The sequence below is a fragment of the Porphyromonas endodontalis genome (genome assembly GCF_052173515.1).
Classification (GTDB): domain Bacteria; phylum Bacteroidota; class Bacteroidia; order Bacteroidales; family Porphyromonadaceae; genus Porphyromonas; species Porphyromonas endodontalis_A.
This window is the reverse complement of the sequence record NZ_JBQMYL010000009.1, coordinates 66,888-87,183: the sequence shown is the minus strand read 5'-3', so window position 1 is coordinate 87,183 and position 20,296 is coordinate 66,888. Positions and strand designations below refer to the sequence as shown.

General features: G+C 49.8%; 17 protein-coding genes and 1 tRNA gene. 10 read left to right on the top strand and 8 right to left on the bottom strand.

What is annotated here, in order from left to right; genetic code table 11:
* Positions 1-405: 405 nt before the first annotated feature.
* The 5 genes from ACTTHR_RS05870 to ACTTHR_RS05850 all read right to left on the bottom strand — a co-directional run bounded on the left by ACTTHR_RS05870 (position 406) and on the right by ACTTHR_RS05850 (position 3,532).
* Positions 406-1,506 (bottom strand): TIGR04133 family radical SAM/SPASM protein, encoded by a 1,101-nt coding sequence (locus tag ACTTHR_RS05870; RefSeq protein ID WP_314813461.1) that lies wholly within the window; start codon positions 1,504-1,506, stop codon positions 406-408.
* On the bottom strand, positions 1,503-2,006 hold the full coding sequence (locus ACTTHR_RS05865) for a radical SAM-associated putative lipoprotein (protein ID WP_442605523.1): 504 nt from the start codon (positions 2,004-2,006) through the stop codon (positions 1,503-1,505). The genes ACTTHR_RS05870 and ACTTHR_RS05865 overlap by 4 nt, the downstream gene beginning before the upstream one ends.
* A 111-nt stretch (positions 2,007-2,117) precedes the next feature.
* On the bottom strand, positions 2,118-2,606 hold the full coding sequence (locus ACTTHR_RS05860) for a radical SAM-associated putative lipoprotein (RefSeq protein ID WP_442605522.1): 489 nt from the start codon (positions 2,604-2,606) through the stop codon (positions 2,118-2,120).
* 57 nt (positions 2,607-2,663) lie between these two features.
* Positions 2,664-3,152 (bottom strand): hypothetical protein, encoded by a 489-nt coding sequence (locus tag ACTTHR_RS05855; RefSeq protein WP_442605521.1) that lies wholly within the window; start codon positions 3,150-3,152, stop codon positions 2,664-2,666.
* Between the two features lie 65 nt (positions 3,153-3,217).
* Positions 3,218-3,532 carry a hypothetical protein gene (locus tag ACTTHR_RS05850; RefSeq protein WP_442605520.1) on the bottom strand — a complete coding sequence of 105 codons (315 nt, stop codon included), beginning with the start codon at positions 3,530-3,532 and terminating at the stop codon, positions 3,218-3,220.
* 349 nt (positions 3,533-3,881) lie between these two features.
* Between ACTTHR_RS05850 and mutY the strand changes: the two genes are divergently transcribed.
* The 9 genes from mutY to ACTTHR_RS05805 all read left to right on the top strand — a co-directional run bounded on the left by mutY (position 3,882) and on the right by ACTTHR_RS05805 (position 14,128).
* Positions 3,882-4,955: an A/G-specific adenine glycosylase gene (gene mutY / locus ACTTHR_RS05845; RefSeq protein ID WP_442605519.1), complete on the top strand. Its 1,074-nt coding sequence runs from the start codon at positions 3,882-3,884 to the stop codon at positions 4,953-4,955.
* 264 nt (positions 4,956-5,219) lie between these two features.
* Positions 5,220-6,284 carry a hypothetical protein gene (locus tag ACTTHR_RS05840; RefSeq protein WP_442605518.1) on the top strand — a complete coding sequence of 355 codons (1,065 nt, stop codon included), beginning with the start codon at positions 5,220-5,222 and terminating at the stop codon, positions 6,282-6,284.
* Positions 6,285-6,572: 288 nt separating this feature from the next.
* Positions 6,573-6,654 (top strand) — tRNA-Leu (locus tag ACTTHR_RS05835).
* Between the two features lie 240 nt (positions 6,655-6,894).
* Complete coding sequence (gene bioD / locus ACTTHR_RS05830; protein WP_442605517.1) at positions 6,895-7,566, top strand: dethiobiotin synthase; 672 nt, start codon at positions 6,895-6,897, stop codon at positions 7,564-7,566.
* Between the two features lie 8 nt (positions 7,567-7,574).
* Positions 7,575-9,851, top strand: coding sequence for a RelA/SpoT family protein (locus ACTTHR_RS05825; RefSeq protein WP_442605516.1), 2,277 nt, complete (start codon positions 7,575-7,577; stop codon positions 9,849-9,851).
* Between the two features lie 130 nt (positions 9,852-9,981).
* Complete coding sequence (locus tag ACTTHR_RS05820) at positions 9,982-11,337, top strand: dipeptidase (protein WP_442605515.1); 1,356 nt, start codon at positions 9,982-9,984, stop codon at positions 11,335-11,337.
* On the top strand, positions 11,334-12,620 hold the full coding sequence (locus ACTTHR_RS05815; RefSeq protein WP_442605514.1) for an amidohydrolase: 1,287 nt from the start codon (positions 11,334-11,336) through the stop codon (positions 12,618-12,620). The genes ACTTHR_RS05820 and ACTTHR_RS05815 overlap by 4 nt, the downstream gene beginning before the upstream one ends.
* Positions 12,621-12,632: 12 nt before the next feature.
* A complete protein-coding gene (locus ACTTHR_RS05810; protein WP_442605513.1) occupies positions 12,633-13,457 on the top strand; it encodes a purine nucleoside phosphorylase I, inosine and guanosine-specific in 825 nt (274 codons plus the stop codon).
* Positions 13,457-14,128, top strand: a complete 672-nt coding sequence (locus tag ACTTHR_RS05805; RefSeq protein WP_442605512.1) for a hypothetical protein — start codon at positions 13,457-13,459, stop codon at positions 14,126-14,128. Before ACTTHR_RS05810 ends, ACTTHR_RS05805 begins: the two co-directional genes overlap by 1 nt.
* Positions 14,129-14,202: 74 nt before the next feature.
* Here the strand turns inward: ACTTHR_RS05805 and ACTTHR_RS05800 are convergent, their stop codons facing one another.
* From ACTTHR_RS05800 to ACTTHR_RS05790, 3 genes are all read right to left on the bottom strand, one after another.
* Positions 14,203-14,616 (bottom strand): HU family DNA-binding protein, encoded by a 414-nt coding sequence (locus ACTTHR_RS05800; RefSeq protein ID WP_314825126.1) that lies wholly within the window; start codon positions 14,614-14,616, stop codon positions 14,203-14,205.
* A 422-nt stretch (positions 14,617-15,038) separates the two neighbouring features.
* Positions 15,039-16,940 carry a leucine-rich repeat domain-containing protein gene (locus ACTTHR_RS05795; protein WP_442605511.1) on the bottom strand — a complete coding sequence of 634 codons (1,902 nt, stop codon included), beginning with the start codon at positions 16,938-16,940 and terminating at the stop codon, positions 15,039-15,041.
* Positions 16,941-16,974: 34 nt separating this feature from the next.
* Positions 16,975-18,798 carry a leucine-rich repeat domain-containing protein gene (locus ACTTHR_RS05790; protein WP_442605510.1) on the bottom strand — a complete coding sequence of 608 codons (1,824 nt, stop codon included), beginning with the start codon at positions 18,796-18,798 and terminating at the stop codon, positions 16,975-16,977.
* 399 nt (positions 18,799-19,197) lie between these two features.
* On the opposite strand from ACTTHR_RS05790, the gene mltG reads away from it, so the two are divergent.
* Entirely contained in the window at positions 19,198-20,295 is a 1,098-nt protein-coding gene (gene mltG, locus ACTTHR_RS05785; protein ID WP_442605509.1) for an endolytic transglycosylase MltG, read from the top strand.
* Position 20,296: the final 1 nt, after the last annotated feature.

Here is a 20,296-nt window from a genome sequence, read left to right as displayed (position 1 = left end):
TCTTTGAAGGTGGGGCGAGAAAGATCTTCGAGTAAATTCTCTACCGACAGCCCCTTGCGCGCCTCCACTACCGCCCAACGGCGGAAGTAGAGCGAACCCGAGTCTTTGCTTCGTACAGCCCGATAGACTCTATCGCTCAGCTTCAGCAATTTCACTTTGAGCTCCTCCAAGAAGTGTGCTCTATCGGGGTCTACAATGCCTTTATCGAGGTAACCCAACATCATCCCATAGATGCTCTCTTCTCGGCTCAAGCTATCTCCCAAGCTATACAGAGCATGCTCTTCGATGACTTGTTTGAGGAGAAAAATAGCTTCGTAGAAGCGATTGGATAGGATATACTCGTTAATGGTCTTTCTATTCATAACTATGGGTGGGGAGAAGGGATAGTCTATACAGTATTGTGTATTATTTCTTTTTTAGTGATGCTTCGGCGCGCAAAAGTCGCTGATGATGGCAGAAGAGGAGCTTTCCCTCATCGTCGTGCAGGTGCATTCCGTTCCCCTCACAGTAACGCCACACGAGGCAATCGGCACACTGGTCTCGGCGAGCCCAACTCCGATCGCGATAGGGGAGGAAACGATTTTGCCATACGGTCCAGAAGTCATCTTCACGTACATTGCCCTGCTTATAGTCGAAGCGGATACTCGGGCAGGCACTGATCGTACCATCGCAGAGGATAGAAGCCACCTCCACACCTGCGTAGCAAGTATAGGGATGGGGACGTACCTCGCCTTCAAAACCGCCCAAAAAGCCCTCGCAACCATAGGAAGCCGCAATGCGCCCCTCCCTATTGGTGTCGCGGATAAACTCCATAAGGCGGTAAAAATCCACATCGCTAAGCTGCAAATTAGGGTCCTCAGCTGCTCTCCCCACGGGGAAAATGGTAAAAAGCCTCCACTCTTTAAGCCCTAGGCCAATCAAGTAGTCTCGAAACTCCGCGAGGTAACCAAAGTTCATCGGATTGACGCAGGTAACCACATCCCAGCGCACCTGCTCCGTCTTTGCCATAAGCTCAACGGCGTGAGAGGCTCGGGCGAAACTCAAATGATGCCCTCGGAGGTAATTGTGCGCTTCTTCGAAGCCATCCAGACTAATTGTAAGGGAATGCAAGCCGCTGCGCAATAGACTCTCGAGACGCTCTTCGTTGAGAAGCATCCCATTGGTCACAATACCCCAGGGGTAGCCTCGGCGGTAGAGCTCAAGCCCGATGGCATCAAGGTCCTGACGCACCAAGGCCTCTCCTCCCGTAAAGATGACAAGCACTTTATGCGGATCTACGTGAGGCGTTATGCTATCGACCACGCGGAGGAACTCCTCTCCGGAGAGCTCTTTGGCGGCACTATCTACGTGACAATCGCTACCACAGTGCTTGCACGCCAAGTTGCATTTGAGCGTACACTCCCAAAAGAGCGTGTTGAGTTTGTGCTCGGCCACGCACTTGCGGCGGTAAGAACGATATGCCTCTAGCGAAATGCGCTGGCGAAAAGAGATTTTGCTCCCGCTCATTTTGGAGTATTTTCTTTAGGTACCGGCGCCATGGTGAGGGTTACCTCTTTTTTAATAGTCCCTTCATACCAACGCCCCTTCGACTTGTCTTTGTGGATATCAGCAGGGGTTATCGCTACCGAATCTACCTTAGTTTCCCAACGGCCGTTCTTAGCTCCGTCCACATCTACAGCGCGCACGTAGAGCATATTTCTACCAAAGCCCGATGCACCATCAAATATTTGAGCAACGCCGGCGGCATTGGTTCGTTCGATTATACTCCATGGCATAAGATCTCCATTTGGGTAATCTAATTTCTCAAGAAGAGTAACTTCTATGCCCTCGATAGGCTTACCCTCGGGGGTCTGCACCTTGGCTTTGACTTCGTACTCCATATAGGGGCATCCATACTCTACTCTACCTCCGCCCCATATACTGCTGCAAGAGGTGTGAAATAGTCCTAGGAAAGCTGTACTCCCGATACTGAGGAGGCTTGCTACGCGTTTGGTTAGTTTTTTCATTGTGTTGGTTGTTTATAGGGTTTCACTTTACCAGATTAAATCCATTGTGATGGGTCTTCTTATCAAACATCTTGAAGTGGAGTGGGCGAAAACGGACGCTTATTTCGAAACCTAGTCGTTATGAACCAGCTCCATGGTCAGGGTTATCTCTTTTTTGATAGTCCCTTGATACCCAAAGGTCTCCGGATGGAATTTATGTATATCCGAAGGGGTTATCGCTACCGAATCCACCTTAGTTTCCCAACGGCCGTTCTTAGCTCCGTCCACATCTACGGCTCGCACGTAGAGCATTGCTCCGCCAAAGCCCGATAGCCCGTCATGTACATAAGCAAGGCCGGCGGCATTGGTTCGTTCGATTCTACTCCATGGCACAAAGTCTCCTTCTGAGTTTTCTGATCTCTTAAGAAGAGTAACCTCTAAGCCTTCAATAGGCTTACCCTCAGGAGTCTGTACCTTGGCTGTGACATCATAGTCAACGTAGGGGCCATACTTTCCTCCGCCTCCACCCCTAGTTCTGTCGCAAGAGGTATGAAATAACCCTAGGAAGGCTACACTCCCAATACTGAGGAGGCTTGCTACGCGTTTGGTTAGTTTTTTCATTGTGTTGGTCGTCTATAGGTGTTCACTTCATCAATACATCCATCGGGACTATCCTGCCTATCGGACATTAGGCTCTAGAGAGCCCGAAGCGTAAGAGACGCCCATTCTTTCCAGGTGCACCACAAGCTCCTTACGAGCCTTTTTACGCACAAAGTCCCCTTTGCTCAGCTGGATGGTTCCATACCAAGGACGGTACATATAATCCCTGCCAGAGGCTTTAGCATCCCGCACGCGCAAGTGGATAGGCTGCATCACATTCGCAATATAGACATCTTTGCTTAGCTTAGCCACCCCTCGCACATTGGTCTCAGCCGAGGCACTTACCTCCCGCTCCAAGGGCATCTCTATCAGTTCGAGCACCATCCCTTCGAGGGGTTTATTATCGGTATCAAGTACCGTTACTACAATCTCCAGTGTGCCATCGGGGCGACCCGGAGCCTGGATCGGAGTCTCCACAAGAGGAGTCTCTATAAGATTGCACCCCGCCAGCAATAATAAGAGCATTACTGACAAGGAGGCGAATTTAAGTTGAGAGAATTTCGTCATTGTCTTGTGTGTTGTTTAGGTGTGTGTTGTTTTCTTGTGAGAAGGAGACCCAATACTTTTTTACTCTAGGCCTCGGGGTTCTCTTGCATTAGTGAGTCTCTTTCTTCTTTTCCTTGGGGAGAAGAGGGTACTTTTCTCATCTCCTCGTACCTCTGATAGGGGACGCCATACATCACTCTAGGCATATCCTCTATCTTTTCTTCCTCTCTGCGAATGGAGTCTTGCTGTAGGGGATTTTGTCCTCGAACTGAATCGGAGTCCGTTTTCGTTCCTCCCCTTTTCCCTCCCAAAAGGGCACAACCCGACAGCAAAAAAGCCGATAAAGAGGCAAATGCAACTGCCACCACGGCTCTGATATATGCTTTCTTTTTTCTTGCCATACCCATACTTCTTTTTATTAAAGAGCCTCAAATAGGGAAAGTATCACCTCCCAAGAGGATCCACCTACACCAAAGGTACTACTAAAATAAATCTCAACCAAATTCTAAGAAAAACCCTACTGGTAGGCACCTCCCTCTCCACAAACAAAACCGCTATCAGGCAAATGCAAATTCGGCGTAGGCTGATTTCTCCTCCCCTTTCCGAGTGATTTTAGAAAAAATCTTGCCCGTGAAATATTTTCTTTTTGCCCTGTGGCGGAAAAAATATCAGGCAGCGAATTTTTAAGGTTTCACAAAAGAAGTAAGAGACCGCTCTCCCTCGCCCCACGAATTGTACCTTTGCGGCGAAATGAGCGAAACCCTCTTTACCCACCCTCAACAGCTAGCCCGAGCCCTCGTCGATTGGTTCGAAGAGAATGCCCGAGAGCTCCCGTGGCGTACCACTCGCAATCCCTACCACATTTGGCTATCGGAGGTTATATTGCAGCAAACGCGCGTAAACCAAGGGTACGACTACTTCCTTCGCTTTGTGGAAGCATTCCCCTCCGTTACCGACCTAGCGCAAGCCTCCGAAGATCAGATACTCAGCCTATGGCAGGGACTCGGTTACTACAGCCGAGCGCACAACCTCCATCGTGCAGCACAAGTTATAGCCACGGAGCACCGGGGGATATTCCCCAAAGATTTTGATTCGATACGTGCTCTCCCCGGGGTGGGCGACTACACGGCCGGAGCCATTGCCTCGTTTGCCTTCGATCTACCTTACCCTGCCGTGGATGGCAATGTACTGCGCGTGGTCAGCCGACTTCTGGCAAGCGAACTCCCCATAGACACCCTAAGCGGGAAGCGACTCTGCACCCAAGCGGTGGAGGAGCTACTCGCCACCCAACTCCCCCCTAGCAAATTGGGGCAAGCCCTTATAGAGCTAGGCGCACTGGTCTGCACCCCTCAATCTCCCCAATGCTCTGCCTGCCCTGCCTCTTCTTGGTGCCGTGTAGCGGAGCTCCCTCTCGCTCGTCTCCTCCCCATAAAGGGGAAAAAGCTAACCCTTAGAGATCGCTACTTCAGCTACATCTATAGCACCTACCATCAGCAAGTCTTACTGGAGAAGCGAGGGAGAAACGACATCTGGCGAGGGCTGTATCAATTTCCTTTGCTTGAGAGCGAGAGGCCCCAAGCACACGAAGCGGTAGTCCATTGGCTAGAGCACGAACTCTCCTACTCGGGGGAGTTGCGCCTTGCGCCCACGACTTTCAGCCTTGAGCATCGGCTCTCCCACCAAATACTTCACATCACCATCTACACCGCCGAACTCGAGTCCGACACCCTAGGGAGCACCAAGTACCAATGGGTAAGGGAGTCCGAACTAGGCGATTACGCCCTCCCCACGCCTCTCGTACGCTTTCTTGAGCAACTGCACTAAGTTCGCCCCTCTAGCGTACATTTCTTCCCCTCAAGCCTACCCCAATTTCACCATCTCCCCACCCATCTGTGTATTTTTCCGTCTTAACACTAGGGTGTTTTTCGGATAAATTACTATATTTGCACCTAGAGAAGGTTACAAAGCGATGTAACAACCTTATTCTATTCGGGGTCTCGTGGTCGTTCCTCCCCCAAAGAAAGAGCGTGAAAACCTGAATAGAAGAATACCAGAAATTTTTTATTAACCCCTAATTATAATATCAGTATGAGGAAATCAATTTTAGTAAGTTTTGCCGCACTATTTGCGGCTGTAGTAGCAGTAGGATGCAAAGGCTCTCCGAAAAATAAGGAGTACGTGTATGATGTCTATGTGGCGGGATGGGAGAGGGAGGATCCTATGCTTTGGAAAAATGGAGAGCCGACGAAGTTGCCTCAGAAAGATGAGGGAAGCGTTGCTACCGCTGTCTTCGTATCAGGCAACGACGTTTATGTGGCGGGGTTAGAGAGTGTATATTATGGCGCTCAGGATCAGGAAAACCCAACAAGATACGTGGGAGCATTTTGGAAAAATGGAGTAATCTCAAGGTTTACAGACCTCGCCGGGAAAGCAGATGGTATTGAAGTCAACGGGCTCTTTGTGTCGGGCAGCGATGTCTATGTAGTGGGGCAAGACAAGTTTGGAGAAGAACCTACAGCCATGCTCTGGAAAAATGGCATAGCCGAGCCATTGAGTGATGGCTCGAAGCCTGCCCGTGCCAATTCTGTCTTCGTGTCCGGTAACGATGTCTATGTAGCGGGCTCCTATGATGGAGTTGCCCTTTGGAAAAATAAGATTCTCTCCAAGTACACGAATGATTCGCACAGTGGAGCCTACTCTGTCTTCGTGTCCGGTAACGACGTTTATGTAGCGGGGTGGGACTCCCAATCTGCTACACTATGGAAGAATGGCGTAGCCGAAAAGCTAACGGATGGCTCGAACCCTGCCAGTGCCCGCTCTGTCTTCGTATCGGGTAACGACATCTATGTAGTGGGATCTGCAAGGCGTGGTTCGAAAGTAGTAGCCATGCTTTGGACAAAGCGTGGGGAGTCCGGTAGTTGGGAGAGTAAAAACTTAACCGATGGCTCAAGAGACGCATACGCCAACTCTATTTATGTAATTGACAATCATATCTATATAGCAGGGGTTGAGGAGAAGGAAAATTCGCCATTAGACATAGCCATGCTTTGGACGAAGGCTCCAGACTCTGACACTTGGGAAGCTAAAAAGTTGACAAATGGTGAAGATATGGCCAAAGCCTACTCCGTTTACGCAGTAAAGCGTGAGAAGTAAAGAGTAGCGAGCGTCCGTACGTCCTCCGTAGAGGGGCGTAGAGGAAACGCTTCGGCAGATAAAAATTAAAACAATAGGGGGCTGTGTCGTAGAGGCATAGCCCCTTCTTCGTTTCTTAGCTAGGGGATTGCTCTCGCTTTTGAGAGACATGCAACGCTCTCTAGCCCACCTCTCGGGCTGCAATAGAGAGAGCTCTTTCTCCTGTTGTATACTTCCCCAAATTATATGAGTACAAGAGGGCGATATAGCTGTAGATAAAAATAAATGCTTACCTTTGCAGTGAAGATTGCGGCCGTGGTGTAATTGGTAGCCACGTTAGACTTAGGATCTAATGCTGCGAGGCGTGAGGGTTCGAGTCCCTCCGGCCGCACTCTCCTCTAGATTAATCATTATGTGTCTGTGTAGCTCTGGGTTTCCCGGAGCTTTTTTGGTCAATAGTCCTTGCCAAGTATTCGCCCATGGGAGTCCTTTCTAATGCTTTTACCCAAAAGGGACGGACTATATCTCAGATTGTAAAAAGAGAGAAAAGACTTTTTGATTAAGATAAAGAAGTGTACATAGGAACGAGAATCCTTTGTACATTTGCACTATATTAAAGACATTGATACCCATGGATAGTAATAAAGTATTATTTGTCAGCGGTATAGATACCGGGGTAGGGAAAACTTATGCTACAGGCGTTTTGCTTCGCGAGATGCGAGAGAAAGGACTCCGCGTCATCAGTCAGAAACCTGTGCAAACAGGCTGCGAGGGACGTAGCGAAGACCTTGACGTACACGACGCCCTAGCCCCCCATCTTGATCCCGAGCAACGAGCAGAGCCCTACCGCTGCACCTATCTTTATAAGTATCCTGCATCACCTCACCTTTCGGCTCAGCTAGAACAACGCCCGATAGACCCCAAAAAGATCGATTCTGACACCCAAGAGCTTCTCTCCCAGGGCTACGATCGTATCCTAATGGAGGGGGCCGGAGGGCTTATGGTTCCACTGACTCCAGAGCTCCTTACCCTCGATTTTATTGCTCAGCGGGGCTATCCTGTAGCCTTGGTTACCTCAGGGCGACTGGGGAGCATCAACCACACCCTACTGAGTTTGCAAGCTCTACAAGATCGGGAGATCCCGATAGAGCGCATTATCTACAACCACTATCCCCCCGAAGAATCCCCCATAGCACAAGAGACCATAGCGTATCTACGGCATTACCTTGCCTCCTGTTGCCCCTCCACCCTGTGGCAAGAAATAGGATACGAAACGTTGGATTCTTCATCTTCTGACAAATAATATTGCGTATGAAAGAGACGGCTACTCCTCAGCCTCAAGGGCTACAAGACATAGTATATTACGGAAGCGAAGCAGAGCAGAAGATGGTGCGCACAGCCTTCGAAGCCCTACTTCACGACTATCAAATGAGCAATCATCGTCGCAAAGACGAGATCATTATTAAGGCATTCAACCTAGCGAATAAAGCACATGCAGGGGTACGACGCCGTAGCGGAGAGCCGTACATCATGCACCCCATAGCAGTAGCCTATATCGTTAGCCACGAGATGGGGCTTGGCTCCACCTCTATCGCCTCGGCACTCCTGCACGATGTAATAGAAGATACGGAGTACACCGAAGAGAACATTCGCGACATGTTTGGCGACAAGATAGCCCAAATCGTGCAGGGGCTTACCAAGATCTCGGTGGAGATGTTCAAAGATCAGGAGGATGTATCTGCCCAGGCGGAGAATTTTAGGAAGCTAATCCTGACCATGAACGACGATATACGTGTCGTACTCATCAAGATAGCAGACCGCCTGCACAACATGCGCACTCTTGAGTCGATGCCTACGCATAAGCAACTCAAGATCACGGGAGAGACGCTGTACGTCTACGCACCCATTGCCCACCGACTTGGGCTCTTTACCATCAAAACAGAACTCGAGGAGCTATGCTTCCACATAGAGCATCCTGCCGAATACAACGAGATTAAAAACAAGATAGAGGCCAGCGAAGAGCAGCGAACTCTCCTCTTTGAGCATTTCGCAGCCCCACTACGCGAGGTCTTCGCTCGCAAAAAACTCAACTACGAGATGAAGGCGAGGGTGAAGAGTTGCTACTCGATTTGGCGCAAAATGCAGGAGAAAAAAATCCCCTTCGAAGAGGTGTACGACCTCTACGCCGTACGCATCATTTTTGAGAGCCAAGAGGGCATCCCCGACAAAAAGGTGTGTTGGGATATTTACTCCGAGATCACAGACCTATACCGCAATAAGACAGACCGCATCCGCGACTGGGTTAGTTCGCCCAAGACCAATGGCTACCAAGCGCTCCACCTTACCGTGATGGGGCCCGATGGAGAATGGATAGAAATACAGATACGCTCGCGCCGCATGGACGATATAGCGGAGCGTGGATTTGCCGCCCATTGGAAGTACAAAAGCGAAAACGTGGAGGAAGACTCCGAGCTCGATCGCTGGATAGAAACGATCCGCGAGATCCTGGAGAATCCCACTCCGGACTCGATGGACTTCCTCGATACGATCAAGCTCAATCTCTACTCCGACGAGATCAGCGTCTTTACCCCCAAAGGGAAAGTTTTTACCCTTCCCAAGGGAGCTACCGGGCTCGACTTTGCCTATGCCCTCCACGGGGAGCTGGGGAATAAATGTCTCGGTATCAAGATAAATCATCATCTATTCCCCCTGAGCCATACCCTCAGGAATGGGGATCAAGTGGAGGTAATCACAAGCCCGACCCAAGAGCCTCACCCCGAATGGCTCAAGTACGTAGTGACCGGGAAAGCTCGGATGAAGATCAATGCCGCACTGCGCAAAGCAGACCGAGAGAAAACCGCTTTAGGAGAAAAAATGGTAACTGACCTGCTTGAGGCCGAGGGGCAAACCATTACACCTCTACTACTCGACAAGATTGCCAGTTACTACAACTTCCACAAGAGAGAAGATTTCTTCTTAGCCGTAGGGAACCGCTCCATAGAGCTGCCGGAGTCTTTTCGCAAGGTCTTCCAAGGGGCTGATGGCAACTTCTTCTCGCGTCTATTCCGCCCCTCAAAGAAAAACAGAGAACTCACAGCCGCCACCATCGAAGAGGCACAATCTCCGGATAAGCCCAATACAAAAAAGCCCTACCTTCTAGAGCAACACCTCCTCACCCCCAACTACACCATAGCCCCCTGCTGCTCTCCTATCTTGGGCGATGATACGGTAGGGTTTGTTACCGACAACGGCACTATCATGGTACACAAGCGTAATTGTCCGGAGGCAATGCGACTCAAAAGCAGTAAAGGGAATCAGCTTATCGAGACCGTTTGGGGCGACCATCCGCATTCTCTTTTTGAGGCAACTCTCGCCATCAAAGGGATGGACTCAATCGGCATTCTCAACGCTATTATCCAAGACATTAGCGAGGACTTTTACCGCTCTATTACAAGCATCAACCTCTCGGCTCAAGGGGGAGTTTTTGGTGGAGAAATCAAGGTGATGGTACACGACGTGGAGGATGTACGTCGCATCATCGAAGGGCTAAAACAAAAAGACACGATCGCATCGGTCACTCGGGTCTAAGGCCACTTCTCTTTTTCCTATCCATAGCGGACACCCTAAGCAAAAGCGAGGTGTCCGTTCTTTTTTTATACAGCAAAATAGACTACCTTTGGTTGTAGATAAATGAAACACCACTAAACAAACAAGAGCTATGACAGTAAAAGAGTATATCGCAGCCCATGAAGAGGAGTTCCTACAAGACCTATTCGCACTGCTTCGCATCCCCAGCATCAGTTCGAAGAGCGAGCACAAACCCGATATGGTACGCACGGCTGAGCACTGGAGGGACTACCTCCTCACCTCGGGCATGCAACGAGCCGAAGTTTATCCCACCCCCGGTAATCCCGTTGTTTTTGCCGAGCGCATTATAGACCCGAGCGCAAAAACCATCCTTATATACGGTCACTACGATGTAATGCCCGTGGAGCCTCTTGAGCTTTGGAAGAGCGAACCCTTCGAGCCCGTAATCCGCGACGGACACATTTGGGGGCGAGGAGCCGACGACGACAAAGGGCAAACCATGATACAGGTAGCCGGGCTCCGCACCGCCTTGGCTCTCGACCTCGTACGTTGCAACGTAAAAATCATATTCGAGGGAGAGGAAGAGATCGGCTCTACCCACTTGGAGGCATTCTGCCAAGAGCACAAAGAGATGCTTCGTGCCGACGTGATTTTGGTTTCAGATACAAGTATGGTCGGCCGCAACACCCCCTCACTCACTACGGGACTACGCGGACTTGCCTACTGGGAAATAGAGGTAACCGGTCCCAATCGCGACCTCCACTCGGGGCACTTTGGCGGAGCTGTTGCCAACCCCATCAACGAGCTCTCAAAAATCATTGCCCGGATGGTGGATGAGAAGGGACGCATTACGATACCCCACTTCTACGACGATGTAGTACCCCTCTCGAAGGAAGAGCGAGATATGATTGCTCAAGTACCCTTCTCCCAAGAGGCCTACTGCAAAGCCATTGATGTGGACGCCGTATTTGGCGAAGAGGGCTACAGTACTCTCGAGCGCAATAGCTGCCGCCCCAGCTTCGACGTATGCGGCATTTGGGGAGGCTACACGGGCGAAGGAGCCAAAACGGTGCTTCCGTCTAAGGCGTACGCCAAAGTATCTACTCGCCTTGTAGCCAATCAAGATCACGATAAGATCTCTAAACTTTTTGTCGACTACGTAAAACAGATTGCTCCTCCCTACGTACGCGTCAAAGTAACACCCATGCACGGAGGCGAGGCTTACCTCTGCCCCATTGATCTCCCCGCCTATAAAGCGGCCGAGGAGGCGTGTGCCGTGGCTTTTGGTCAGCGTCCTCTAGCGGTACGCCGCGGAGGGAGTATCCCCATCATCGCCACCTTCGAAAAGGTTCTTGGTATCAAGAGTGTACTCATGGGCTTTGGTCTCGAAAGCAATGCCATCCACTCTCCCAACGAAAACTTCCCCTTGGATATATTCCGCATTGGTATAGAAGCCGTTGCCGAATTCTATAAACTCTACCGATGAACAACGAAAAACCGATATTGATAACCGGAGCCCTTGTCAATGGATCTATACAAGATCTATTGATTGAGGGCAACCAAATAGCTCGTATTGCCCCGAGTATCCCTGTAGCCGATCACTACGATGTGCTGGAGGGATGCCGCCGTGTGGTGGTACCGGGGATGGTGAATACGCATACCCATGCCGCCATGACCCTCTTCCGCGGTTACGGCGATGATTTGCCCCTGATGCGCTGGCTCGAAGACTACATTTGGCCCGTGGAGGCGCACATGACGGAGGAGGATGTCTACTGGGGTGTACGGCTTGCCTGCCTTGAGATGATACGCACGGGCACAACGGCGTTCTTAGATATGTACGCCTTCCCCATGGCAACGGCTCAAGCCGTAGAGGACTCGGGGATGCGAGGCGTGGTGAGCTACACACTCTTTGACCGAGGGGACGCAGAGCGCGCCAAGCTCGACAGGGAAAATTGTAGCCGCTACCGCAAAGAATTTGAGCAGTTCTCCTCCCGAGTGGTCTTCTCTATCGGTCCACACGCCATCTACACGGTAAGCGGTCCGCAGCTCCGCTTCTGCCGCGACTTTGCAGACGAAACAGGCGTGCTGGTTCACCTCCATCTCTCAGAGACCCAAACCGAGATAGAAAATGCCGTCAAAGAGTATGGATTGCGCCCTGTGCACTATTTGGAAAAACTGGGTGCGCTGAGCGATAAGTTCGTCTTGGCACACTCGCTTTGGATGGAGGATGACGAACTAGACGTTATCGCTCGCCATGGAGCTGCCACCGTGCATAACCCGGCTTCCAATATGAAGCTAGCGTCGGGCTACGCCTTTAAGTTTGAGGAGATGAAAAAGCGCGGTATCCGAGTGGGAATCGGTACAGACGGATGCTCCTCTAGCAACAATTTGGATATGTTCATCGCCATGCGTATGGCAGCTCTTTTGGGCAAAGTATGGCGTTTCGACCCCACGGCAACAGCCGCCGAGGCAATATACCAATCTGCCACTCGCGAGGGGTATAACATCCTAGGGCTCAATGGCGGCAGGATAGAAGAGGGAGCTTTAGCGGATCTTTGCCTCCTACGTACAGATCGCCCCACGATGGTGCCCCTACACAACCTCACCTCCAACCTCGTCTACTCTGCCGATGGCTCCGTGGTAGACACCACCATTGTGGATGGTAAAATACTGATGCGCGAAGGAGTGATCCCGGGCGAAGAAGAGGTAATTGCAAAGGCGAATCAACGAGCGCACAAGCTCATCAAATCCTACGGAATCAAACAATAAATAGGTAATGCTATGGAAATGAAAATGTATCACGAGGCTGCGGACTTCCTCCTCAAACGCCTCCCCTTCAAAGCAAAAATAGGTATCATCCTAGGTAGTGGCTTGGGAGAATTGGGAAATAAGATAGAAGACCCCACCATCATCCCTTATAGCGAAATCCCCAACTTTGCCCACTCTACGGCTATTGGTCATAAGGGCAATTTCATCTGCGGTAAGCTTGGGGGCGTCCCCGTGGTGGCTATGCAGGGGCGATTCCATTACTACGAGGGGTACCCCATGGAGCGCGTAACCTTCCCGGTACGTGTGATGAAGCTCATCGGCATAGAGACGCTCTTTGTCTCCAATGCTGCCGGAGGTATCAACAACACCTACCACGTGGGTGATCTGATGATTATACGAGATCATATCAACAACCTGCCCAATCCGCTCATCGGTCCTAATATGGAAGAGTTCGGAGTACGCTTCCCCGATATGACCAGAGCCTACGACCGCGACCTCATCGCTCGTGCAGAACGCATTGCCAAAGAAGAAAACATCGAAGTGAGAAAAGGGGTATATGTAGGGCTAACCGGACCCTCTTACGAGACCCCTGCCGAGTATCTTTTCTACCAACGTGTGGGTGGGGATGCTATCGGCATGAGCACAGTACCCGAAGTACTTGTGGCACGGCACGCCGGAATCCGAATATTCGGGATGTCGGTCATCACCAACGAAGGCTGGCACTTCGAGGGCGACTATACCAACGATGCTCAGGAAGTAATTGATGCGGCCAATGCGGCCAGCGAACGGATGGGACGCATCTTCCAGCGACTCATTAGCGAGATTGCCGAAGCTTAATGGCGACTCCCGACAAATCCTCTTACGCACCTTCGCTCACCGATGAAGAGATTATGGCTTCACTGCGGGCGAGGGTGCGCTCTCGTATGGACGGAGCAACTGCCGCTGCCATGCGTGCCTCCGGGATGGACTATGCCTACAACTTTGGATTGTCTATCCCCCAACTGCGCGACTTAGCAAGCGAACTCCCCTCACGACTAAGCCTTGCCCAGAAACTCCTCTCTGCCCAACTGCGCGAGATGCGTATCCTTGGGCTTCTCTCCTTTCCACCTGAAACCCTAACCTATTCCCAGGCAATTTCTTTTGCAAAATCACTCGAAACGGAGGAACTTCTCAGCCTATTCTCCACTCACCTTTTGGCTAAGAACGAAAACATTGTTGCCTGCTTTCCCCAAGGAGAATCCCTAAGGGTACAGAGAGTGTGGCTCAACGCGCTCTCTCGCCGACTCCTGCAAAATCTCCCCACTTCGGGATTAGCTCAAGCGATTGAGACGACGCTGGGGAGGCTCTCCGCCCAACCCGAGACGCTATCCGTTACCGAAATGGATTGGTTAGAGCGGCTCTACAACAACGAGGAATGGGCTAAACAGATCAGCCCTACACTCCGCTCTTGGACGCAACTCCCCGAGGAACACCCACTCCGCAACGTCGCAAGTGACCTACTCTCCTAAACGCACCCCAATGAAATTTAAGTAGCCGAACCTGAGCCCTCGCCGCCGTTTTCGTTCAGGTTGAGGTATGGAGGTCATGCCTTCTTGGGTCTAACGGAGGTTTGTTCGTACGTCACGTCGGTTAGCGTGAAGTACTTCTTCGACGGATTTAGCAGTACCACAGGTTTTTCGATGTGCTCCTGCGCACGGAAAGTTTTCCCCTTAGGCACAGCCTTACTCTTGAAAGAGGGTTTGAGCGTACCCAAGTCGCCGAACTCTACAATGTCGCCATTGGCAACAATATCGCGTGCGATTTCGGTGGCATAGTTCAGTACGGCTTCCACTTCTTGACGATTAAATGCGGTAGACTTTGCCACACGCTCGCAGAAACTGCGGAAGTCCACACGATGTCTGCCCGTAGGGCGAGCTACCTGATAGATCTTTCCTGCCTGAGGACCGACACTTAATTTGCGTTCTATCAGAACGAACTGCAAGGGCTTATTTGCCATAACTCAAGACCATTTCCTCCTTTTGTCCTTTCTCTCCCGAAGTCGGAGGGTTTCGCTTTAGGGGAGAGTTGATTTATTTATAGTGCAAAGATAATGAACTTATCGCCCAAAGCACATTACCAATCTCTAGAAAGTATATTAAGAATTGGGAGAAAGTGTATTAAGATTCTCCCAAAAGTGTATTAAGATTTTCGAGAAAGCTAATTACGAATCTGTAGAATACTCATTAGAAATCCCAAGAAAGCACATCAGCATATTAGAAAAAGTACATTATCAATCAACGGGAAGATACTAAGTCGCGTCGCACTTATTCATTAGCATCCTAATCAATTCTCATAAAAAAGAAGGAGGACCACCCCGACGGCACCCCTCCTTACTCATGAAGAACTTATATAGATTTACACAGGATCCATTCCGGAATATCAGCGTACAGCCTTGAAAACAAGGGGCGTAGAGCCTCCCATTACCACGATAATACAGGGATTCTCTTCGCCTGCGGAGATACTAAACAATACCCTACCGGCTTGAGGAGTAGCAACCGCGAGGAGACGCCCTTCAAGATCGAGCAAGCGAACTTCTTTGCTCTCTTGAGGCAGATTCACTACTTCCCAGCCTTCAGAAGTCGCGCGCAATGCCACATCAGCACCCCAAGCAACCGGCGCGAGGGCCGTCATCTCCGTTATCTTGAAATCTTTCCAAAGCGGAGAAGCCAAATAGGCACTCTTGCTCCCCTGAGGCACCATGAGGATACATTCACTACGGTTAATCCCCTCAAACACATCGTCTACAAAAGCACTCTCTACAGGAGTTGCCGTTTTTACTGTTATCTTCTTGATATTTTTGCTTCCACAGAAAGCCCTCTCTCCAAACGCCGCAAAGTTGGGAGAGAACTCTACCTCTTCCAAATTGGTGCAATACCAAAAAGCGAAGTCGTCTATAGTGGTTGTGGCATCGGGCATCTTGCAAACTTTATTGCTCATATTGGGATAGGCGAGCAGTTTGGTGAGGTTCTTGGTATAGAGAACACCCTCTTTTGCTGCATAGGCAGTATTGCCCTCATCTGCAGTGAAACGCTCCAATCCAAAACATCCGAGGAAGGGATTGCCGGAGAAAGAGGCTGCCGACCGACCAAAATTGACCTCCTTAAGACCTAGACACTCACTAAAAGCCGCATAACCAATCTCTGTCAAACTCTCGGGGAAAGAGATCTTTTCCACGGCATGATTGTGCCAAAACGACTTCTCCTTAATCTCTTTCAAACCAGATCCAAAGGTAATTTCCTTAACCTTCTCGCAAGAAAGGAACGCGTCGGTAGCAATGCTCTCCAGCGAATTGGGGAAGTTCAGTTTCTCTATAGAAGAACAATTTCTAAAAGCAGCCACCCCGATTGTCTTTAGCCCTTCTGCGAATACAACGGTCTTGAGAGCCGCATCGCCCTCAAACGCCTCATTGGCGATAGACTCGACCGTGGTAGGGCAAGTGATCTTTTGTAGCGCGGTGCAATATCCGAAGCAGGAAGTTGGGATAGTCTTGATCCCCTTGGGCACGACGAGTTCCTCTAGACCGGTAGCGCCGAAGAAAGCACTTTCGTCGAATGTTTCCATCTCTTTGGGGAGGTTGATCACCTTAAGAGCATCTGTCTGATCGAAAGAATTATGACGAATTTCCTTTACCCCTTCCGGGATGGTTATCTCCTTTAGAGCACGACAGTGGGTGAAAGCATAGTTACCCAAGAACTCCAATTTGCTGGGGAGCTTGATCTCTTCCAATACAGGGCACGCACCAAATACGGTTGCGTAGATATGAGTCACTTCGTCGGGAATGATCACCTCTTTGAGGTTTTCGCACTTAAAGAAAGCCCCAATACCAATAGAGCGGATATTCTTGGGGAGGGTAAGACTCTCAATAGTGGAGCAGCCATAGAATAGCTTCTCAGGGAGCATATCGGGTTTGGTCTCGTCCACAACGTACTCACGCATGTTACCCAAATCCTCCACACGGATGTAGTAGGTTCCACCACCGGGCACAATCGTTGCTTCCGAGAGGTCTATACGTCTCACAGAGGCGTGAGGTCTCTTAGTTCCGTACTCATCGGAGCCACAGAATTGACGCAAAACTCGTAGGTCGTAACTATTGAGCTTGCCTATAATCTTGACCGACACAGCTGTTTCCTCCCAAATATTATCGGGAGCTTCGTCGTACAACTTACCGGCTTCGGAGAGATTGACAACGGCGTCAAAATTTTCTTCCTGAGCATTAGCATGCCAGAGGGAGGCTACACTGCACACCACCCAAGCCATCAAAACGAGTAGTTTTTTCATCATACTATTTGGTCTATAATTTCGTGAAATCAGATTGTTAGTAACTCATAGGAGGGCAACGTAAGGTCGTTTTATCATCCAATCGAATGAGATAAACGCCGTCGCCGGGAGCCTCCACAAACATACTGCTAGCGGTAACTTCTATACGACTTAGGAGCTTACCCGAGAGGTCGTAGAGAAGCAAGCATTGAGTTCCCATGGGGATATTGCCAATCACCCAGCCGTGCGAAAGTCTCGCAATGGAGATGGCATTCGCATCAATCTTCTCATTAGGCGAACCCTCGGGACAGCCGGTTCCGTCTCCAAGATCAGACACCTGCCATCCTTTTGCTATAGCAAGGGCGGTATTACTGGTGGCAACAAAGGGCGTTTTGTTGAGCAAGATACATCCGCCGGCTCCGTTGTTATCATCTTTGGGTTCCTTAGCGCGCAACGACTTGTAGAGGTCATTGAGGGCACAGTCGTTCATATCCGTTCCCTTTACCGATACGTAATACACCCCCTTAGCATTGGGGAGGGTCAGCTCTTTAATCGGGTTGGTATGCACATTGACGTGCACTAGCTGAGTCAAATTAACGATGGAAGAAAGATCGGAAATGTGGTTGGCATAGCAAATGATAGTATTCAGATTCTCCAAAGAAGAGAGGTCTAACGTTGTAATTTGGTTCTCACTGCAAGTAAGACTATTGAGGGTTTTCATCCCCTGGACAGCGGAAATCTCCGATAGATTACAAGCACTAATATCCAACGTCTCTAGCGACATGGGCAGTTCATACTTCTCGAGCATAGGGTTTCTTGAGCAGTCCAACACCTTAAGAAGAGAGCATTTACTCAACTCCAACGTCTCTAATTTATTGGCGTAACAAGTCACATTCCACACGAGCGGACAATTATCCAAACGGAGAGTCTTTATCTGATTGTTGTTACAAATCAGGTTGGTCAACTTGGTGCATTGGGAGAGATCGAGCGAAGTAATCGCGCAAGAGGGGCACTCGATAACGGAAAGTTCGGTTAGCCCTTCGATATTGATGCTCGCCAAATTAACGCTGTTGTTCGTCGCAATCGTCTTAAGTTTTTTACAATCTCGCAGGTCTAGCTCCGTAAGCCCGGTGGCAGGAAGCAAAATCGTCTCAAACTCATTCTCCTTGGGGAGCACTAGTTTCTCGAGGCGATTATTAAGATATCCAAAGCCGGCAAAGAGATAAGAGAGCTTTTTATTGTTCGAAAGATCCAACTCTTTAAGCCACACTTGAGCCACGTTTAGATACCTAAGCTCAGGAGCTCCGGAGAGATCCAACGAGGGAATACGCGGACAACCCTCCAACACCAGCTTCTGCATCGGAGAATGCAAAGGCATGACAAAACTTGTCATCTTGCCCGAATTCTGACAAACGACACTATCGAGCAACATATTATTGGAGAGATCCAGCGTCTCTAGAGGGATGCTTTCTAAGGTAAGAGCACGCAGATTTACATTCTTTGTAAGGTCTAATTTGGTAAAATAATTCTTCCTCGAAATAAGGTCGGTAAGCGGAGGCATATTCGTGACATCCAGCATCCCCAAGCCATTACCCGAGCACTCCAATACGGTAATATCACCATGGAGTTCCAAATTTTTAGACTTCGTTTTCCCTCGAATGGCAGTGGCCGTGGTATGCAAGGCATGCTTTTCTACGGAACCATCCTCCCAAACCAACGAGACTTCCCCCTCTCGGCTTCCCATTAGAAGCAAGGCGAAGTCACTGCCCACGTTGTCGAGAAAAGACATCTTGATGGAGTGCTCTTGAGCCAACACAGAAGTGCAAGCTCCGCCCAGGCAAGCTACAATCAAGACAAGAATACGAACTACTGTTCTTCTCATAATCTGTTATTTTAATAAAACACTTAGCTTTACAGCCCGACGAAAACCCTGCAAAGGCGGATGGCTTCCACCTTATTCTGTCAATCTAATTTCGTCTCTGCCCGAAAGTTACGACATTATTTTGAATACAACATTACAAATAGAAAGAATCTAGAATAAAAAAAGAAAAGAAAGGACAGAAAGGTGACATCCCCACCGACAATCAGCTATTCTAATAGAAACTTAAAGCCGACATCTCCCCAACTAGAGAGGAGCAGAGAAAAATCCCTCAGGGCAAAGTGTCAAAAGAGGAGCGTGGTGCGAAAACAAAATACACTCTCCTTTTCTTCGTGTCTAAGGGAGGGGAGCCCTCTCTGCGGTATATTTTTCTATCTTTGCGTACACAAATTAGCTAAGCCGATGAAACGAAGAAACTCATCATATCACCCTAAGTGGCGTCCCGGGATGGACAGACGCAAAGTACACCGCCGCCGTGTGCGCCGTACCCTACTCACCACCTTACTCATCATCGTAGTACTGGCTATTGTAGGAGTAATAGGGCTGTATCGCTTTGCCCCCATAGGAAAATCCGGGGAAGGAATGTATGTATATGTCACTGAGAACACCACGGCCGACGATGTGCTCCAGCAGATCGAAAAACGCATCTTGGTACGCTATCCCGGCGTGTTACATCGTGTGGCTCCTTGGGTTCTACGCACCAAAGGGCAACTTCAATCCGGGCGTTATCGCATTGAGCCCTCCATGAGCCTTCACACCCTTTTTACCACCCTCACAAGTGGGGAAGAAAGCCTAGTCACCCTACAGATCACACGAGGGATTCGTACACAAGAGGAGCTAATAAAAACGCTAACCGGGGAGCTTAGGATGAAGCCCGAGAGCCTGAGAGAGCGACTACAAGACCTCCAGTTCTGCACCTCTCTAGGCGTGGATACCATTACCATACGTACCCTCTTTATGCCCAACGAATACAAAGTACGTTGGGATATTTCGCCCGATTCTCTTGTCGCACTCTTCCACGAGCAGTATAAAAAGTTCTGGACCGACGAGCGCAAACGCCTCGCCACAGAAGCCGGATTCTCCCCTGCCGAGATAATAACCATCGCCTCCATCGTACAAGAAGAGAGCGCAAAAAAAGATGAGCACAGCACCATCGCAGGGCTTTATATCAATCGCCTTCGCGAGGGGATGAAGCTCCAAGCCGACCCCACAGCTCGCTACGCTTATGGCGACTTCACGGTCAAACGCATCGGGCAAATACAGCTGAGTGCAGACTCTCCCTACAACACCTATAAGGTAAAGGGATTGCCCCCGGGGCCGATCTGTTACCCCGAGCAGAGTACCATTGATAGCGTACTCCATTACAAAAAGCACGACTATATATATATGTGTGCCCGAGCGGACTTCTCCGGCTACCACGCCTTTGCCTCCAACTACATGGAGCACAAACGCAATGCCAAAGCCTACCAAGCCGAATTGGACAAACGAGCCATTAAGTAAA